Origin of the sequence: Streptomyces albus subsp. albus, assembly GCF_000725885.1 — a bacterium.
Lineage (GTDB): Bacteria > Actinomycetota > Actinomycetes > Streptomycetales > Streptomycetaceae > Streptomyces > Streptomyces albus.
In genome coordinates this window covers 96610-113254 of the sequence record NZ_JODR01000013.1, presented here as the reverse complement: position 1 = coordinate 113254, position 16645 = coordinate 96610, and the positions used below count along the sequence as shown (strand labels likewise).

General features: G+C 72.4%; 19 protein-coding genes and 1 pseudogene. 12 read left to right on the top strand and 8 right to left on the bottom strand.

The features are described 5' to 3' along the window. Positions 1-169 precede the first annotated feature (169 nt). The 7 genes and pseudogenes from IO40_RS0116015 to IO40_RS38800 form a co-directional block, all read right to left on the bottom strand. Positions 170-790 carry a phosphotransferase gene (locus IO40_RS0116015; RefSeq protein WP_225841456.1) on the bottom strand — a complete coding sequence of 207 codons (621 nt, stop codon included), beginning with the start codon at positions 788-790 and terminating at the stop codon, positions 170-172. 200 nt (positions 791-990) lie between these two features. After that, on the bottom strand, positions 991-1155 hold the full coding sequence (locus IO40_RS38250) for a hypothetical protein (protein WP_174500689.1): 165 nt from the start codon (positions 1153-1155) through the stop codon (positions 991-993). Between the two features lie 3 nt (positions 1156-1158). After that, positions 1159-1293 (bottom strand): annotated as a pseudogene (locus tag IO40_RS39670) (SPASM domain-containing protein); the annotation flags it as partial. A 188-nt stretch (positions 1294-1481) separates the two neighbouring features. Next, the gene (locus IO40_RS0116010) at positions 1482-1694 is read right to left on the bottom strand and encodes a DUF397 domain-containing protein (RefSeq protein ID WP_030406749.1); all 213 of its coding nucleotides are present in this window, start codon (positions 1692-1694) and stop codon (positions 1482-1484) included. Further along, positions 1691-2521, bottom strand: a complete 831-nt coding sequence (locus IO40_RS0116005; RefSeq protein WP_031175623.1) for a helix-turn-helix domain-containing protein — start codon at positions 2519-2521, stop codon at positions 1691-1693. The genes IO40_RS0116010 and IO40_RS0116005 overlap by 4 nt, the downstream gene beginning before the upstream one ends. A gap of 193 nt (positions 2522-2714) precedes the next feature. Continuing rightward, complete coding sequence (locus IO40_RS0116000) at positions 2715-2927, bottom strand: DUF397 domain-containing protein (RefSeq protein WP_030406750.1); 213 nt, start codon at positions 2925-2927, stop codon at positions 2715-2717. Positions 2928-3044: 117 nt separating this feature from the next. Then, positions 3045-3215, bottom strand: coding sequence for a helix-turn-helix domain-containing protein (locus tag IO40_RS38800; RefSeq protein WP_462735512.1), 171 nt, complete (start codon positions 3213-3215; stop codon positions 3045-3047). A 196-nt stretch (positions 3216-3411) separates the two neighbouring features. On the opposite strand from IO40_RS38800, the gene IO40_RS0115990 reads away from it, so the two are divergent. From IO40_RS0115990 to IO40_RS0115935, 12 genes are all read left to right on the top strand, one after another. After that, positions 3412-3639 carry a hypothetical protein gene (locus IO40_RS0115990; RefSeq protein WP_030406751.1) on the top strand — a complete coding sequence of 76 codons (228 nt, stop codon included), beginning with the start codon at positions 3412-3414 and terminating at the stop codon, positions 3637-3639. A gap of 70 nt (positions 3640-3709) precedes the next feature. After that, positions 3710-4198, top strand: coding sequence for a hypothetical protein (locus IO40_RS0115985; protein WP_030406752.1), 489 nt, complete (start codon positions 3710-3712; stop codon positions 4196-4198). 183 nt (positions 4199-4381) lie between these two features. Beyond that, a complete protein-coding gene (tgmA, locus tag IO40_RS0115980) occupies positions 4382-4684 on the top strand; it encodes a putative ATP-grasp-modified RiPP (RefSeq protein WP_031175622.1) in 303 nt (100 codons plus the stop codon). Next, positions 4681-5649: an ATP-grasp ribosomal peptide maturase gene (gene tgmB / locus IO40_RS0115975; RefSeq protein ID WP_031175621.1), complete on the top strand. Its 969-nt coding sequence runs from the start codon at positions 4681-4683 to the stop codon at positions 5647-5649. The genes tgmA and tgmB overlap by 4 nt, the downstream gene beginning before the upstream one ends. Continuing rightward, entirely contained in the window at positions 5636-6823 is a 1188-nt protein-coding gene (gene tgmC / locus IO40_RS0115970; protein ID WP_031175620.1) for an ATP-grasp peptide maturase system methyltransferase, read from the top strand. The genes tgmB and tgmC overlap by 14 nt, the downstream gene beginning before the upstream one ends. A 228-nt stretch (positions 6824-7051) precedes the next feature. After that, positions 7052-7861 carry a TIGR03084 family metal-binding protein gene (locus IO40_RS0115965; RefSeq protein ID WP_016472453.1) on the top strand — a complete coding sequence of 270 codons (810 nt, stop codon included), beginning with the start codon at positions 7052-7054 and terminating at the stop codon, positions 7859-7861. Continuing rightward, positions 7858-9792: an acyclic terpene utilization AtuA family protein gene (locus IO40_RS0115960; protein WP_031175619.1), complete on the top strand. Its 1935-nt coding sequence runs from the start codon at positions 7858-7860 to the stop codon at positions 9790-9792. The genes IO40_RS0115965 and IO40_RS0115960 overlap by 4 nt, the downstream gene beginning before the upstream one ends. Next, positions 9789-11405, top strand: a complete 1617-nt coding sequence (locus tag IO40_RS0115955; protein ID WP_031175618.1) for an acyl-CoA carboxylase subunit beta — start codon at positions 9789-9791, stop codon at positions 11403-11405. The genes IO40_RS0115960 and IO40_RS0115955 overlap by 4 nt, the downstream gene beginning before the upstream one ends. A gap of 41 nt (positions 11406-11446) precedes the next feature. Next, a complete protein-coding gene (locus IO40_RS0115950; RefSeq protein WP_031175617.1) occupies positions 11447-13360 on the top strand; it encodes an ATP-binding protein in 1914 nt (637 codons plus the stop codon). Positions 13361-13451: 91 nt separating this feature from the next. Then, positions 13452-14618, top strand: a complete 1167-nt coding sequence (locus IO40_RS0115945; RefSeq protein WP_030406759.1) for an acyl-CoA dehydrogenase family protein — start codon at positions 13452-13454, stop codon at positions 14616-14618. After that, on the top strand, positions 14618-15406 hold the full coding sequence (locus IO40_RS0115940) for an enoyl-CoA hydratase family protein (RefSeq protein ID WP_031175616.1): 789 nt from the start codon (positions 14618-14620) through the stop codon (positions 15404-15406). The genes IO40_RS0115945 and IO40_RS0115940 overlap by 1 nt, the downstream gene beginning before the upstream one ends. Continuing rightward, complete coding sequence (locus tag IO40_RS0115935; protein WP_016472459.1) at positions 15376-16020, top strand: TetR/AcrR family transcriptional regulator; 645 nt, start codon at positions 15376-15378, stop codon at positions 16018-16020. The genes IO40_RS0115940 and IO40_RS0115935 overlap by 31 nt, the downstream gene beginning before the upstream one ends. 8 nt (positions 16021-16028) lie before the next feature. Here the strand turns inward: IO40_RS0115935 and IO40_RS0115930 are convergent, their stop codons facing one another. Continuing rightward, positions 16029-16529: an ATP-binding protein gene (locus IO40_RS0115930; RefSeq protein WP_031175615.1), complete on the bottom strand. Its 501-nt coding sequence runs from the start codon at positions 16527-16529 to the stop codon at positions 16029-16031. Between the last annotated feature and the right edge of the window lie 116 nt (positions 16530-16645).

Sequence of the window (16645 nt, the reverse complement as noted above, 5' to 3'; positions counted from 1 at the left end):
TTGGCCTTGGCCGCCCAGGTAACCGCGCACTTGATGTCGGCCGGGTTCGTCGCGTCGTCCGCATGGCTGGTGGCCGCTGTGTCCGCGTGGTGGCTACGAGGACCGGCGGATCAGCGTGCGCCGCGTCGGAGGAGGCACGCCGGCACGACGCCGACGCGGACTCATCCATTCACTGGGGACGTGTACCAGTCCCCTCAGCCACGCCTCGGTGCTCAGCCCAGCGGTGGGCGGCCTCAACCATGTCCCCGAGCCAACTCGCTTCGGGAAAGCGCTCTGCTTGCCGCTCGTTCATGCGCAAGGTGGCCATGGCGAACGCGTCGATTGCCGCAGGGGTCGCGTTCACCCACCCCTTGCACCGCGCGGCCCACCCTTCTGCCTGCCCGGCGGTGTGCCCGGCCGCGATGAGTTGCACGACGAGGCAGGCGGGGTCGATGAATCCCGCCCCACGCGTGGGCCAGGACCAGTCCACGATCCAGCTCCGGTGCTCCCCGATCAGAAAGTTGTCGGGGTTGACGTCGGTGAAGAGCAGCGTGTCACCCCTGAACATCTCGGCGCTTCCCTCGGGAGCGAACCGGTCCCAGCGGGTTTCTTGCCAGTCCTCGGCCTCGGCTGGCGGAGAGACCTCCTGAAGACCGTCGAGCAGACCGACCACTACTCCGAGGTCACCCGAGTCCGGACCGAAGTCCGCCGAACGTCCTTCGACTGCCTCGAACCCGAGCGCGATCCACTCGTCGTCTTCGACATGCCATCGCAGTTCCGGAGAGAGGGCACGCACGGAAGGGTTGACCAAGCGCTCCCTGACGATCGAGGCTCGCCGGCCCCCAGGACGGTTGCGGCAGGCTTTGACGAAGACAGGCCCGTACTCGCCTTCAACGAGGGCCGTAACGTCGGAGCCGTGTCCGTGAGTGGTGGGTCGTACGGAGTGCTGCTCACCGGTGTGTGGTCGCACGAGCGCCCACAGGGCCTCAGCGTCGGGTGACATGTTGTCCCTCAGTTCCTCGGGCTGCACGAACTGCTGGGGAACCCGGGTGAGCACTCCCCGTCCCCTACCGGGTCGCAGTCGCCGTTGCTGCCGCCACTGCTGTCGCCATCGTCGTCGTCCCCGCCCCCGCGTGCGACGACCACGCTGCGGATGCGCCCCTGGGCCTCGGACATGGCGGTGCCGCTGAGAGTAGACCCCAAGGGGGCGTCCTGGACGTTGCCGACATCCATCAATCCGGCTGAGAAGGCACACGGACTGACGTTCCCGCCGGGCCCTACGGAAGCCCTTCCCGTTCCGCATCGCCCGCACAAGCCGGGCGCGCCTCACGCCAAGGGAACCGGATGGGTGCCAGTCCAGCGACGGCGGCCCCCGGGAAGGAATCCGAAGGCTTCGTGAGCGAGCGGCTCGGTGCCCAAGTGACACGTACGGAGTGGGCGACATGGCACCGGCCCCCGCCGTGTGGCGAGGGCCGGTTGGTCGGAACCGTTGAGGGTGCGGGTCACCCGTGGTGCTTGGCGAACTCCACGAGTGAGGCGAATCCTTCGCGGCTCAGGGAGAGGCGGGGCCCGTCGGGGTTCTTGCTGTCCCGTACCAGAAACTCACCGGTCGCGCACGCGTGGTCGGGTGCCCACTCGATGCACTGGCCCCCGTCTCCGCCGCTGTAGGTGCTCTTGACCCATCGCATGGGCCGAGGGTCGGGCGTGCTGCTCATTTGGCGTGAACCTCCGTGATCTCGCGAATCAGGGCTAGCGACTCTTCCTCGGACAGTGCCGCCATGCGAAGCCGATCGAACATGCCGACGGCCGACGCCACCACGCTAGATGTGTCGTCCACTTGGCCGCCATGGGTGGGCGTTTCGGTGTAGACCGAGTGGGGCGCGCCGTTCAACGAGAGCAGCGTAAAGGGCAAGTGGCTGGGCGAGGCACCCGCTTTGTACGGCAGCACTTGGACCGTGACGTGGGGTGATGCCATCTGCGTCGCCAGGTGCTCAAGCTGCCTGATCATGACGGAGCTGCCACCGACGCGCGTACGCAATACGGCCTCGTGGACGACAACCCACAAGAGGGGCGGAGCATCGCGCTCTATGACCGCTTGTCGTCTCATACGTAGCTCCACGTGCTCTTTGAGCTGGGCTTCTGTTTCCCGTGGGTGTGCGGCGCGGAAGACCGCCGTCGCGTACTCCGGAGTCTGCAACAGGCCCGTGAGGAACGTGCACGAGTAATCCGTGATCCCGCTCGCGGACTCCTCCAGAGCGATGTACGGCACGAACCATTCGGGGTGCCCCTGCTTGCTCAGTCTGGCGCGGAGCCGGGCGTACACGCCTGGCGTGCCGGCTACCCGGTCCATGGCCTCGGCGAACGCCGCTGACGCCAGTACGGTGCCGTTCTCGACCTTGCTGACCTGCGCCTGCCGGTAGTGCAGCTCAGCGGCGAACTGTCCCTGGGACAGCCCCAGGGCTTCACGCAGAGCCTTCGCCTCCTCGCCGAAGTACGCAGCCCCGTTCGAGGGCTCACGAGCCTGATCGGCCGCCTCGCTCACGTGTTCAACCCCCTCATTTACCCGTCGCGTTGGAATGGCATTAGACCCGGTGAGCGTAGGCACTTCGCAGTCGAGGTGTGAGCAGATAGTCACGCAAAGCACGCGGACTGGTGATACGCACGGAGTGGGCGACATGGCACCGGCCCTCGCCGCGTGGCGAGGGCCGGTTGGTCGGAACCGTTGAGGGTGCGGATCACCCGTGGTGCTTGGCGAACTCCACGAGTCTGGCGAAGCCTTCGTGGCTCAGGGAGAGGCGGGGCCCGCTCGGGTTCTTGCTGTCCCGTACCAGGAACTCACCGGTTGCGCACGCGTGGTCGGGTGCCCATTGGATGCACTGTCCTCCCTGGCCGTCGCTGTATGTGCTGCTGACCCAACGCATGTCACACGGGTCCGGTGTGCTTTTCATTCGCGTGTTCCTCCATGATCGAGTGGATAAGGCGCAGTGACCGGGCCTCTGACTCGGCCGCAGCGCGAAGCCGCTCGTACGTGGCCGTCCACCCACGCACGGCCGCTGTGGAGCCGTTCACGTGCCCCTGTCCTGTCGTCCCCCCCGGTCACAGTCCATGGCTTCCGCGAATGCTTCCGAGGCAAGCACGGTGCCGTTCTCAACCTTGCTGACCTGCGCTTGTTGGTAGTGGAGCCTGTCGGCGAACTTCCCCTGAGACAGTCCCATCGCTTCCCGTAGCGCCTTCACCTCCTCGCCGAAGTACGCGGCACCGTTCGAGGGCTCTCGTGTCTGGTCAGCTCTTCCGCTCACCTGTTCAACTCCCGGCTATTCCGGTCCCGTTGGAATGGCTTCAGCCCTGGTGAGCGTAGGCACTTCGCGGTCAAGGTGTGAGCAGGTAGTCACGCAGAGCACGCGGACAAGTGACACGTACGGAGTGAACGGCATGGCGACGGAGCGGTGGACGGCAGGGAAGAAGATCAGGGAAGCCGAGGATGCACGCGACGCCCTCGGCGCAGCCCTGCGACGGGCGGGCATCCAGCTTCCCGCGATGGATGTCCGGCCCCCGCTGCGTGTGGACGGCGCCGGGTACGCCCTGGTGACCCTCGGCGAGTTCTCCTCGCCTGTGGCCCTTCAGCTGGCGGCGGTCATCGAGAGGGGTGCGGCGCGGTGACCCGGTGGCCGTTCCGTTGCGTGCCGGTGGAGTCGGCCCGGCCCGCGCCGACGGCCGGGGGAGCGGCGTGATGTTCGCCCCGTCCGTCGAGCGTCCCTGGCGTGACGCGTGGCCCCTGGTCGCGCAGTCGGGCGACGGCAACGCGTGGCTGACAGGCACGTGTTGGCTGTACTGCCGCCGTGAGGGCGTGGCCGTTTTGTGGGTCGGCTCGGTGGCCACGCCCGGCGCGACGGGGGACGTGTACGCCTGCGGCCCGTGCATCGCTGAGCTGGATCACATGGTGCGCGTCCAGGCGTACGGCCGGGACGGGTCCGGCGAACCCGCCGTGCGGTCCGCCTCGCTCGCCGTACCCGCCCATGTGCCCCGGCCGTGCGCCCTGCCCGCGGAGGGCCCCGACGGCCGCCACGGTGCGACCGGCCCGGGCCGTGAGCTGTACCCCGCGGCGATGCCCGGTGCGGGGGGCGCGATGACCGGGACCGATGCGTGTGCGCACCGGCAGACCGAGAAGCGCGGCGGCAAGACGTGCTGCCGGGACTGCAAACGACAGCTCTACCTGTGAAGGCTCCGCCCCCTGCCGGGGATGACCCGTCAACCGGTTCTCCCACCAACCCCCCCCGGCAGGGGAGCGGGATCCACCCCGCCCCGGCTGGGCCATCCGCCCGTAGCCCTCGGACAGGTCGAGCGCCTGCCGGGGCGGGTTCTGCACGCACAACCCGACCGATCCTCGACAGAAGGGACCGCGATGTTCAACCACGCAGACCGATTCCCCACCGGCAGCCCCTTGCCGCATGGCCATCTGACGCCCGCGCCGTGGGGACTGCGCAGGCTGGCCCCGTACCCGGCGGTCGATGCCCCGCAGTACGCCCGCGTCGAACTGGACGCCGGCACACAGACCGCCCGTTACCTCGACGCCGCCGGCGCGGTCGTGATGGCGCCGGGGCACGGCACCTCCTCGGGCACCAACCCGCCAACCGGCACGACGGGGCAGGGTGACCGCAACAGCGACGCGCCCGACAGCGACACGGGGAACGACACCGACCAGTGACAACCGATCCTCGTCCGGTACTGGTCGTCACCAACCTCGACGACCCGACCGCGGATCTCGTGATTGCCGAGCTGCACGGCCGGGGCGTTCCGGTCGTGCGGCTCGACTCCGGAGACTTCCCCGCAACCCTGTCGTGCTCAGCCCGCATCGGCGGGGGCACGGCACGGTGGGGCGGAAGCGTGGTGACCCCGACCCGCGTCGCGGAGCTTGGCGGCGTACGGGCGCTGTACTACCGGCGCCCGTCCGGGTTCGCCTTCCCGCACCTCGACCCGCAGGACGCCCGTTTCGCTGTCGCGCAAGCCCGCTACGGACTCGGCGGCGTACTCGCCTCCCTGCCCGACTGCCTCTACGTCAACCACCCCAACCACATCGGCGACGCCGAGTACAAGCCTGCCGGGCTTGCCGTCGCGGCGGCGTCCGGCTTCGACGTGCCGCCCACGCTCATCACGAACCGGCCCGAGGACGCTCGCGCCTTCATCGAGGAACACGGCCGGGTCATCTTCAAACCGCTGTCCGTGCCGCTGTACCTCGTCGACGACAAGGCGCAGACCCTACCCGTCGCCGAGGTCGCCGCCGATGAGCTCGACGAGAGCGTTTCCGGCACCATGCACCTGTTCCAGGCACGTATGGACAAGGCCGCCGACATCCGCGTGACCGTGATCGGCGAGCGCTTGTTCGCGGTGCGTATCGACTGTGACCTGCTCGACTGGCGCACCGACTACAGCACTCACACCTACACGCCGATCACCACGCCGCCGGCCGTCGCGCGCGGGATCCGCTCATACCTGATGCACTTCGGACTCGTCTTCGGCGCTTTCGACTTCACCCTGTCCTCATCCGGCGAGTGGACGTTCATCGAGTGCAATCCGTCGGGGCAGTGGGCATGGCTGGAACCACCGACCGGCCTGCCCATGACCGCGGCCCTCGCAGACCTACTGGAACGAGGTACCCATGACCGAGCCTGACGTCGAGAGCATCGCGGCCGGACTGCGGCGGCAGCTCGCCGACCGGCTCGCCGCCGCAGGCCGGCTCCGCTCGCCCGGCTGGCGTGCCGCAGTCGAGGCAGTCCCCCGGCACGAACTGGTCCCCCGGTTCTACGCCGAGACCGACGCCCCCGGACTCACCACCTGGGTGCCCGTCACGCCCGAACTCGTCGGCCTCGACGAGTGGCTACGGCTGGCTTACGCCGACGAGACGCTGATCACGCAGTTCGACGGCCGCGAAATCGACTGGGCCGACCCGCAGCCCGTCAGCGACGCGCACCCCACCTCGTCCTCGACCCTTCCCTCACTGGTCGTACGGATGCTGGAGGACCTGCGAGTCGAGGAGGGCCACAGGGTGACGGAGTACGGGACGGGCACCGGCTACTCGACCGCACTCATGTGTCACTACCTCGCCGACGACCGTGTCACCTCCGTCGAAACCGACCCGCACGTCAGCGCCCGCGCCGACGCGAATCTCGCCCGGTGCGGCTACCGCCCCCGCCTCCTGATCGGCGACGGCCTCGGCGGCGCCCCCGGCTGCCCGCCGGCGCACCGCACCATCGCCACCATGGGTGTGCGGAGCATCCCTGCGGCATGGGTGCGGCAGACCCGCCCCGGCGGGCTGATCGTCGCCACGCTCCGCGGCTGGATGCGCTCCCTCGGCCTCGTACGACTGACCGTCGAGGACGAGCACACCGCGCACGGCCGGTTTCTCACCGGAGACCCGACTTTCATGATGGCCCGACAGCAGGACGCACCGGCAAGCTTCGGAATGCTCCCGGCCCCGGACGAAGGCGCCACCCGCGACACCAGGTACGGCCCCGAGGTTCTGACCATGCCGGACAGCGGTTTCGTCGCTCAGCTCGCGTTGCCGCACGCCCGCCACTTCTCCTTGCCCGCCGACGACGGCACGGTGAGCACGTACGTGCTCGACGCCCGCAACGATGCATTCGCCGTCCTCACCCCGGACGGAGACGGCTGGACCGTGAGGCAGGGTGGCCCGGTGCTGCTGTGGGACGCCATCGAACAGGCCCTCGCCCTGTGGCAGGACGCCGCCTCCCCGGGCCCCACCGAATTCGGCCTCACCGTCACCCCTGACGCGCAACACGCCTGGCTCGCTGCCCCCGACGGGCCAAGCTGGCGCCTGCCCGCCTAGCCACACCGCAGGAGAGTCACAGCGAGGGCGCATCGCGCGCCCCGCCCCGCACGCGCCCGCGGGCTTTCCCGTGAGCTGTCGATGGCGGAAAAGTAATGCAAGCACGCTTGCTTGTTTTGTGAGCGGCTGTCAGTCTCGGGGCCACGGACGGCGGCCGGGACCCCACGCGGGGTGCCGCACCCACGGGTGCGCCCTGCCCGCCGAGAGCGCGACCCGGGAGGGCGGGCAGTGGCGGAACCGACACAGGTGCTCGACGAGGTGCTGGACGACCTGCGGGCCGAGACCGAAGCCCTGGAAGGCGTGGTGGCCGCCCTGCCGGCCGCCGGCTGGGCCACCCCCACCCCGGCGCCCGGCTGGACCGTCGCCCATCAGATCGCCCACCTGGCGTGGACCGACGAGCGGGCGCTGCTCGCCGCCACCGACCCCGACGCGTTCCGCCGCGAGGCCGCCGCGCTGACGGCCGGGCCCGACCCGGCCGCCTTCATCGACGAGGGAGCGGCCCGCGGCGCCCGCCGCCCGCCCGATGTGCTGCTCGCCGGGTGGCGCGCCGGTACCACCGCGCTCGCCGCCGCGCTGGCGGCCCTGCCCGAGGGCACGCGGATGCCCTGGTACGGCACGGCCATGAGCGCTCCCAGCATGGCGACCGGGCGGCTGATGGAGACGTGGGCGCACGGCGAGGACGTAGCCGACGCGCTCGGCGTGGTCCGCGAGGCCACCGCCCGGCTGCGGCACGTCGTACGGATCGGGGTGCGGGCCCGCGACTACGCGTACGCCGCCCGCGGACTTGGGCCGCCCGCCGCACCGTTCCGGGTGGAGGTCACCGGGCCGGGCGGCGAGGTGTGGGCGCACGGCCCGGCGGACGCGGCGGAACGGGTGACCGGTGACGCGCTCGACTTCTGCCGGCTGGTCACCCAGCGGCTGCACCGCGACGACGCGGACGTGCACGCCGAGGGCGCCGAGGCCGAACGGTGGCTGGGCATCGCCCAGGCGTTCGCCGGCCCACCGGGGCAGGGCCGCGCGCGGCGGGAGGAGGCGTGAGCGCGCCCGCCGGGGTGCTGCGCATCGGCAACGCCTCCGGCTTCTACGGCGACCGCTTCGACGCCCTCTCCGAGATGCTGACCGGCGGCCCCCTCGACATCCTGACCGGCGACTACCTCGCCGAGCTGACCATGCTCATCCTCGGCCGCGACCGGCTGGCCGACCCGGCGCGCGGCTATGCCAGGACGTTCCTGCGCCAGTTGGAGGAAGGGCTGGGGCTCGCCAAGGAGCGCGGCGTCACCCTGGTCACCAACGCGGGCGGCCTCAACCCGGCGGGACTCGCCGAGGCCGTACGGGAGTTGGGCCGGCGGGTGGGCGTACCGGTGCGGGTCGCCCACGTGGAGGGCGACGATCTGCTGGCCGCCCGCGACTGGGGCGAGGGCGTGCTGACGGCCAACGCCTATCTGGGCGGCGCCGGGATCGCCGCCTGCCTGCGGGCCGGCGCCGAGGTGGTGATCACCGGCCGTGTCACCGACGCCGCCCTGGTCAGCGGTTGCGCCGCCGCGCACTTCGGCTGGGCCGACGACGACTGGGACCGGCTGGCCGGCGCCGTCGTCGCGGGGCACGTCCTGGAGTGCGGCACCCAGGCGACGGGCGGCAACTACGCCTTCTTCGCGCAGGACGGCATCGACGTACGGCACCCCGGCTTCCCGCTCGCGGAGATCCACGCCGACGGCTCGTCCGTGGTGACCAAACACCCGGGCACCGGTGGTGCGGTCACCGTCGGCACCGTCACCGCGCAGCTGCTGTACGAGACGGCGGGCCCGCGCTATCCGGGCCCCGATGTGACCGCCCGCCTGGACACCGTGCGGCTCAGCCAGGCGGGCCCCGACCGGGTCCGCATCGAAGGGGTACGGGGCGAGCCGCGGCCCGGCACCCTCAAGGTGGGCCTCACCCGGCTCGGCGGCTTCCGCAACGAGGTCACCTTCGTGCTGACCGGCCTCGACATCGAGGCCAAGGCCGCGCTGGTGCGCACCCAGATGGAGGCCGCGCTCGACCGGGGCCGCCGCCCCCGCGAGGTCTCCTGGAGCCTCGCCCGCACCGACCACGCGGACGCCGCAGTGCAGGAGGAGGCGAGCGCCCTGCTGCGGCTGGTGGTGCGGGACGACGACGAAAAGGTGGTGGGCCGCGCCGTCTCCGGCCCCGCGATCGAACTGGCGCTGGCCAGCATTCCCGGCTTCCACGTGACGGCGCCACCCTCGCGCGGGGCGCCGTACGGGGTGTTCGAGGCGGTGTACGTGGACGCGGCGCAGGTGCCGCATGTGGCGGTACTCCCGGACGGCACCCGCCAGGACGTGACCTTCTCGGGCCCAACCCCGGCACCGAGCCACGAGCTCGCCCCGGCACCGAGCCCTGAGCCCGCGCCGGCACCGAGCCACGAGCCCGCTCCGGCACCGAGCCACGAGCCGGCTCCGGCAGCAGGACCCGAGGCCGCTCCGGAACCGTCCCCGGCACCGGGCCCCACCCCGGCACCGAGCCACGAGCCGGCCCCGGCACCAACCCCCGGGCTCAGCTCCGCGAACAACCCCGCGGCCCCACCCGCTCCCGCGAACAACCCCGCGGCCCCGCCCCCCGCCGCGGTACCCACCGCGACCCGCCGGGTGCCGCTCGGCACCGTCGCCGGGGCGCGCAGTGGTGACAAGGGCGGGAGCGCCAACATCGGGGTGTGGGCGCGGGACGCGGACCCGGCCGTTCACGCGTGGCTGCGCGAGACCCTGACCGTCGAGCGGCTGCGCGCACTGCTGCCGGAGACGGGTGACCTGCCGGTCACCCGCTACGAGCTGCCCAATCTGGCGGCCCTCAACTTCGTGGTCGACGGCATCCTCGGCGCGGGCGTCGCGTCGCAGCACCGGTTCGACCCGCAGGCCAAGGCGCTCGGCGAGTGGCTGCGCGCACGGCACCTGGACATACCGGAGGGATTGCTGAAGTGACCGTGAGCGCGGGGGCCCTCCGCTCGGCCCTGGACACCAACGCCCCGGAGTACGCGGCGAACCGCGAGACGATGCTGGCCAAACTGGCCGAGCTGGACGCGGAGCAGGCCAAGGCGCTGGAGGGCGGCGGCGAGAAGTATGTGCGGCGGCACCGCGAGCGGGGCAAGCTGACGGCCCGCGAGCGGATCGAGTTGCTGGTGGACCCGGACACGCCGTTCCTGGAGCTGTCCCCGCTGGCGGCGTGGGGCACCGACTACACGACGGGCGCCTCGCTGGTGACGGGCATCGGCGTGATCGAGGGCGTCGAGTGCCTGATCACCGCGAACGATCCGACGGTGCGCGGCGGCGCCAGCAACCCGTGGACGTTGAAGAAGGCGCTGCGGGCCAACGAGATCGCGTACGCGAACCGGCTGCCGTGCGTCAGCCTGGTGGAGAGCGGCGGTGCGGACCTGCCCAGCCAAAAGGAGATCTTCATTCCCGGTGGTGCCCTCTTCCGGGACATCACGCGGCTGTCGCGGGCGGGCATCCCGACGGTGGCGGTCGTCTTCGGCAACTCGACGGCGGGCGGCGCCTACATCCCCGGCATGTCCGACCACGTGATCATGGTGAAGGAGCGCGCGAAGGTGTTCCTCGGCGGGCCGCCGCTGGTGCGGATGGCGACCGGCGAGGAGGCCGACGACGAGGAGCTGGGCGGCGCCGACATGCACGCCCGCACCTCCGGACTGGCCGACCACTACGCGCTGGACGAGCACGACGCGCTGCGCCAGGCACGGCGGGTGGTGGCCCGTCTCAACGTGCGCAAGGCACACCCCGACCCGGACCCGGGCACCGTGCGGGAGCCGCTGTACGACGCGGAGGAGCTGCTGGGCGTGGTGCCCGGCGATCTGAAGGTGCCGTTCGACCCGCGGGAGGTGATCGCGCGGATCGTGGACGGCTCGGAGTTCGACGAGTTCAAACCGCTGTACGGGGCGAGCCTGGTGACCGGCTGGGCGCGCCTGCACGGCTACCCGGTGGGCATCCTCGCCAACGCGCAGGGGGTGCTCTTCAGCGCGGAGTCGCAGAAGGCCACCCAGTTCATCCAGCTCGCCAACCAGCGGGACATCCCGCTGCTGTTCCTGCACAACACGACCGGCTACATGGTGGGCACGGAGTACGAGCAGGGCGGCATCGTCAAGCACGGCTCGATGATGATCAACGCGGTGTCCAACTCGACGGTGCCGCACCTGTCGGTGCTGATGGGCGCCAGCTACGGGGCGGGCCACTACGGGATGTGCGGCCGGGCCTACGAGCCGCGGTTCCTGTTCGCCTGGCCCAGCGCCAAGTCGGCCGTCATGGGCCCGCAGCAGCTGGCCGGGGTGCTGTCCATCGTGATGCGCGAGTCGGCGGCGGCCAAGGGCAAGCCGTTCGACGAGGAGGCCGACGCGGGGCTGCGGGCCATGGTCGAGCAGCAGATCGAGAGCGAGTCGCTGCCGATGTTCCTGTCCGGGCGGCTCTACGACGACGGCGTCATCGACCCCCGCGACACCCGCACCGTCCTGGGCATCTGTCTGTCGGCCATCCACAGTGCGCCGGTGGCCGGGGCCCGCGGCGGCTTCGGCGTCTTCCGGATGTGAGCGGCATGAGGGAAACCCACCGGCCCGCAGGGGAGCAGGCAATGATCGACTCCGTACTGGTCGCCAACCGCGGCGAGATCGCCCGCCGCGTCTTCCGCACCTGCCGCGCGCTGGGCATCGCCACCGTGGCGGTGCACTCCGACGCGGACGCCGGCGCCGCGCACGTACGGGAGGCCGACGCCGCCGTGCGGCTGCCGGGCGACGCACCCGCCGACACCTATCTGCGCGGCGACCTGATCGTGCGGGCGGCGCTCGCCGCCGGAGCCGACGCCGTGCACCCCGGTTACGGCTTCCTCTCCGAGAACGCCGGCTTCGCCCGCGCCGTCGAGGAGGCCGGGCTGGTGTGGATCGGGCCGCCGCCCGCGGCGATCGAGGCCATGGCCTCCAAAACGGGCGCCAAGAAACTCATGGCGCATGCGGGCGTGCCGCTGCCGCCGTCGCTGGAGCCGGAGCGGATCACCGCGCGGGAGCTGCCCGTTCTGGTGAAGGCCGCGGCCGGCGGCGGCGGGCGCGGCATGCGTGTCGTACGCCGCATCGACGATCTGGAAGCGGAGGTCGAGGCGGCACGCGCGGAGGCCGCCGCCGCGTTCGGGGACGGCGAGGTCTTCGTCGAGCCGTACCTGGAAGGAGGCCGCCACGTCGAGGTGCAGATCCTCGCCGACGCGTACGGGACCGTGTGGGCGCTGGGCACCCGTGACTGCTCCCTCCAGCGGCGGCACCAGAAGGTCGTCGAGGAGGCCCCCGCCCCCGGCCTCGGCGACGAGGTGCTGCGCACCCTGGAGGAGGCGGCCGTCGCGGCGGCCCGCGCGGTGGACTACCGGGGCGCCGGCACGGTGGAGTTCCTGCTCTCCCGCGAGGGCCGCCCCTACTTCCTGGAGATGAACACCCGCCTCCAGGTCGAACACCCCGTGACGGAGGCCGTCTTCCGCACGGACCTGGTCGCGCACCAGATCCGCGTCGCCGAGGGCGAACCGCTGCCCGCCGGGGGGCCGCCCGAGCCGCAGGGGCACGCCGTCGAGGCCCGCCTGTACGCGGAGGACCCCGCCGCCGGCTGGCGCCCGCAGAGCGGCCGGCTGTGGCGGTTCCACGTGCCCGGTGACGTCCGCGTGGACGCCGGGGTGGAGGACGGCGACGACATCCCCGTCCACTACGACCCGATGCTCGCCAAGGTCGTCGCCTGGGCCCCCACCCGCGCCGCAGCCGTCCGCAAACTCGCCCGCGCGCTGGACGGGGCGACGCTGCACGGGCCCGTCACCAACCGCGATCTGCTCGTCGGCTCCCTGCGGCACCCCGACTTCGACCCCGCCCGCCTCGACACCGGCTTCTACGAGCGCAACCTGGCCGAGCTGACCGCCCCCGGCACCGAGGACGACACGGCGCACGCGCTGCTGGCCGCCGCGCTCGGACAGGCCGTACGGGACCGGCCGGGACGCCCCCGGCTCGCCGCCCGCGTCGGCGGCTGGCGCAACCTCGCCTCCGCGCCCTCCAGCCGCCGCTACACCGACGCCGCGGGCCGCGAGCACGAGGTGCGGTACCGGTGGGGCAGGGGCGGCACGCTGCTGGCGGAGGAACCCGGGGTGCGCGTCGTCGCGGCCCGGCCGGACGAAGTCGTCCTGGAGAGCCGCGGAGTGCGCCGCCGGTACCCGGTCGCGGTGCACGGCGAGCGGGTGTTCGCCGGCCGGCACGCCTTCACCTGCCTGCCCCGGCTGCCCGAACCGGACACGGCACTGGAGCCGGGCTCGCTGCTGGCGCCGATGCCGGGCACGGTCGTCCGGGTCGCGGACGGCGTACGGCCCGGCGCCGACGTCACCGCCGGGCAGGTGCTGCTGTGGCTGGAGGCCATGAAGATGGAGCACCGGATCACCGCCCCGGCCGACGGGCGGCTCACCGCCCTCCATGTGACCGTCGGCCAGCAGGTCGAGGTCGGCGCCCCGCTGGCGGTCGTCACCGCCTGACCCCGGGCGCCCCCGGGGAGCGCCCCCGTACGAGACACACGTGCCCCGCCCGCGCGCAGTGCGCGCACCCACCACGACCCGAGGAGCCACGATGTCCGCCCTCATCGAGACCGAGGAACAGCGCGCGCTGCGCGCCTCCGTCGCCGCGCTCGGCAACCGCTACGGCCGCGACTACTTCGCGGACGTGGTCCGCAGCGGCAAGCACACGGACGAACTGTGGGCCGAGGCCGCCGCACTCGGCTACCTCGGCGTCAACCTCCCCGAGGAGTACGGCGGAGGCGGCTCGGGCATCCAGGAGCTGTCCATCGTCCTGGAGGAACTGGGCGCCGCGGGCTGCCCCCTGCTGATGCTGGTGGTCTCACCGGCGATCTGCGGCACGGTGATAGCCCGCTTCGGCACCGAGGAGCAGAAGCGCACCTGGCTGCCGGGCCTGGCGGACGGCACCCGCAAGATGGCGTTCGGCATCACGGAGCCGGACGCCGGCTCCAACTCGCACCGCATCACCACCACGGCCCGGCGCGAGGCGGCCACCGGCGACTGGCTGCTGACCGGCCGCAAGGTGTTCGTCTCCGGAGTGGACATCGCCGAGGCCACGATGATCGTGGGCCGTACCGAGGACGCCCGCACGGGCAGGCTCAAACCGTGTCTGTTCCTCGTCCCCCGGGACGCCGACGGCTTCACCCGCAACATGATCGACATGGAGATCGGCGCTCCGGAGAAGCAGTTCGAGCTGGTGCTGGACGACGTACGGCTCCCCGCCGACGCGCTGGTCGGCGACGAGGACGCCGGACTCCTCCAACTGTTCGCCGGCCTCAACCCGGAGCGCATCATGACGGCCGCGTTCGCCCTGGGCATGGCCCGCTACTGCATCGGCCGCGCGGTGGACTACGCCCGCACCCGGCAGGTGTGGAAGGAACCCATCGGCGCCCACCAGGCCATCGCGCATCCCCTGGCGCAGGTGCACATCGAGGTCGAGTGCGCCCGGCTGATGACGCAGAAGGCGGCCCGCCTGTACGACGAGGGGGACGACATCGGCGCGGGCGAGGCGGCGAACATGGCCAAGTACGCGGCGGCCGAGGCGTGCGTCAGGGCGGTGGACCAGTCCGTGCACACGCTGGGCGGCAACGGCCTGACCCGCGAGTACGGCCTCGCGGCGATGGTGACGGCCTCCAGGGTGGCCCGGATCGCGCCGGTCAGCAGGGAGATGATCCTCAACTACGTCTCCCACCAGACCCTCGGCCTGCCGAAGTCGTACTGATGGGCACGGCAGCGCGGAGCCTCGTCACCGAGGCCGCACACGACGGCATCCGCACCCTCACCCTCGACTCGCCGCACAACCGCAACGCGCTCTCGACCCGCCTGGTGGCGCAGCTGTACGACGCACTGGAGCGGGCCGGCGCCGACGACACCGTCCGCGCCGTCCTGCTCACCCACACCGGCTCCACCTTCTGCGCGGGCGCCGACCTGGGCGAGGCGAGCGCGGCGGGGGCCCCGGCCGACGCACCGCTGGCCCTCGCCCGGCTGCTGCGCACGGTGGTGGCCTTCCCCAAACCCGTCGTCGCCCGGGTGACCGGGCACGTGCGGGCGGGCGGCACGGGACTGCTGGCCGCCTGCGACATCTCCGTCGCGGGCCCCGGCGCCACGTTCGCCTTCACCGAGGCCCGGATCGGGGTCGCCCCGGCGGTGATCTCGATGACGGTGCTGCCGCGCACCGACCCGCGCGCCATGGCGCGCTACTACCTGACGGGCGAACGCTTCGGCCCGCAGGAGGCCGCCCGGATCGGACTGGTGACCCTCGCCGCCGACGACGTGGACGAGGCGCTGGAACCCGTCCTGGACGGGCTGCGGCGCGGCTCCCCGCAAGGGCTCGCCGAGTCGAAACGGCTGGTCACACGGGAGGTGCTGGCCGCCTTCGACCGGGACACCGGTACCCTCGCAGAACTGTCCGCGCGGCTGTTCGCGTCGGACGAGGCCCGCGAGGGCATGACGGCCTTCCTCGAACGACGGGAGCCCGAATGGGCAGTGCGGCAGACGCCCGCGCGGTGAACGCGCGGGCGGCCCGGGAACGAACCGCCGGCGGGCGCGGCGCGGCCCCCAAGCAGGACCGCAGCCGCGCCACCCGGCAGCGGCTGCTGGAGTCCGCCGTGACCTGCCTGGCCGAACTCGGCTGGACCGGCAGCACCGTCACCGTGGTGGCCGAACACGCCGGCGTCTCCCGGGGCGCCGCCCAGCACCATTTCCCCACCCGCGAGGACCTGTTCACCGCCGCCGTCGAGTACGTGGCCGAAGAGCGCTCCAGAGCCCTGCGCGAACTGCCCACCCCCGCCACCACGCACGCAGCCGTACGCACCCTCGTCGACCTCTACACCGGCCCCCTCTTCCGCGCCGCCCTCCACCTGTGGGTCGCCGCCGCCGACGAACCACAACTGGGGCCCCGCGTCACCGCCCTGGAGGCCCGCATCGGACGGGAGACCCACCGCATGGCGGTCGAACTGCTCGGCGTGGACGAGCAGCGCCCGGGCGTCCGCGAAACCGTGCAGGGCCTCCTCGACATGGCCCGCGGCCTGGGCCTGGCCAACCTGCTGACCGACGACACCGCCCGCCGCGAACGCGTCGTCGCCCAGTGGGCCCACCTGGTGAAGACCGCACTGCGCGACTGACGCCGCCCTCACCCCCGTTCCCGCCCGCCCCGCACCGCGACGGAGCTGGCCGGCAGCCTCAGCTGAGCCCACACCGTCTTGGTGACCGCGTCGTTCACCCGCACCCCCCAGCGCTCCGCGAGAGCGTTCACCAGCACCAGCCCGCGCCCCGACGACGACTGCGGCAGCCCCGGCGGCAGCCGCTTGTCCGCCCGCGCGTCGGTGACCTCCACCCGCAGCGTCCCGCCCGCCGCCGACGGCCCCACGCCGAGCACCAGCCGCAGCCGGAAATCGCGCCCGGTGCCGCCGCAGTGCCGCACCGCGTTCGACGCCAGCTCCGCCACGACCACCGCCGCCGTACGGGACGCCGCACCCCGGAACGGCACCCCGTGCTCGTCCAGCCACCGGGTGGCCGACAAGCGTGCGAGCCGTGCCCCGCGCGGAGTCGAACTGAGCCGCACGGTGAACTGCGCCGGGGCCGTACCCCGTGGTGGCGCGCCCTGGCGCACCCCGGTTGTTCGCGAATCCATGCTGTGACGGTCCCGCCACGCGGACAGCGTCAGCCAGGTCGGAAGTACGTGCCCCGCCCCCGGGTACGGCGCGGTACGCCTTCTGCGCGGGGATGTACGGGCCGGACGCCGTGACC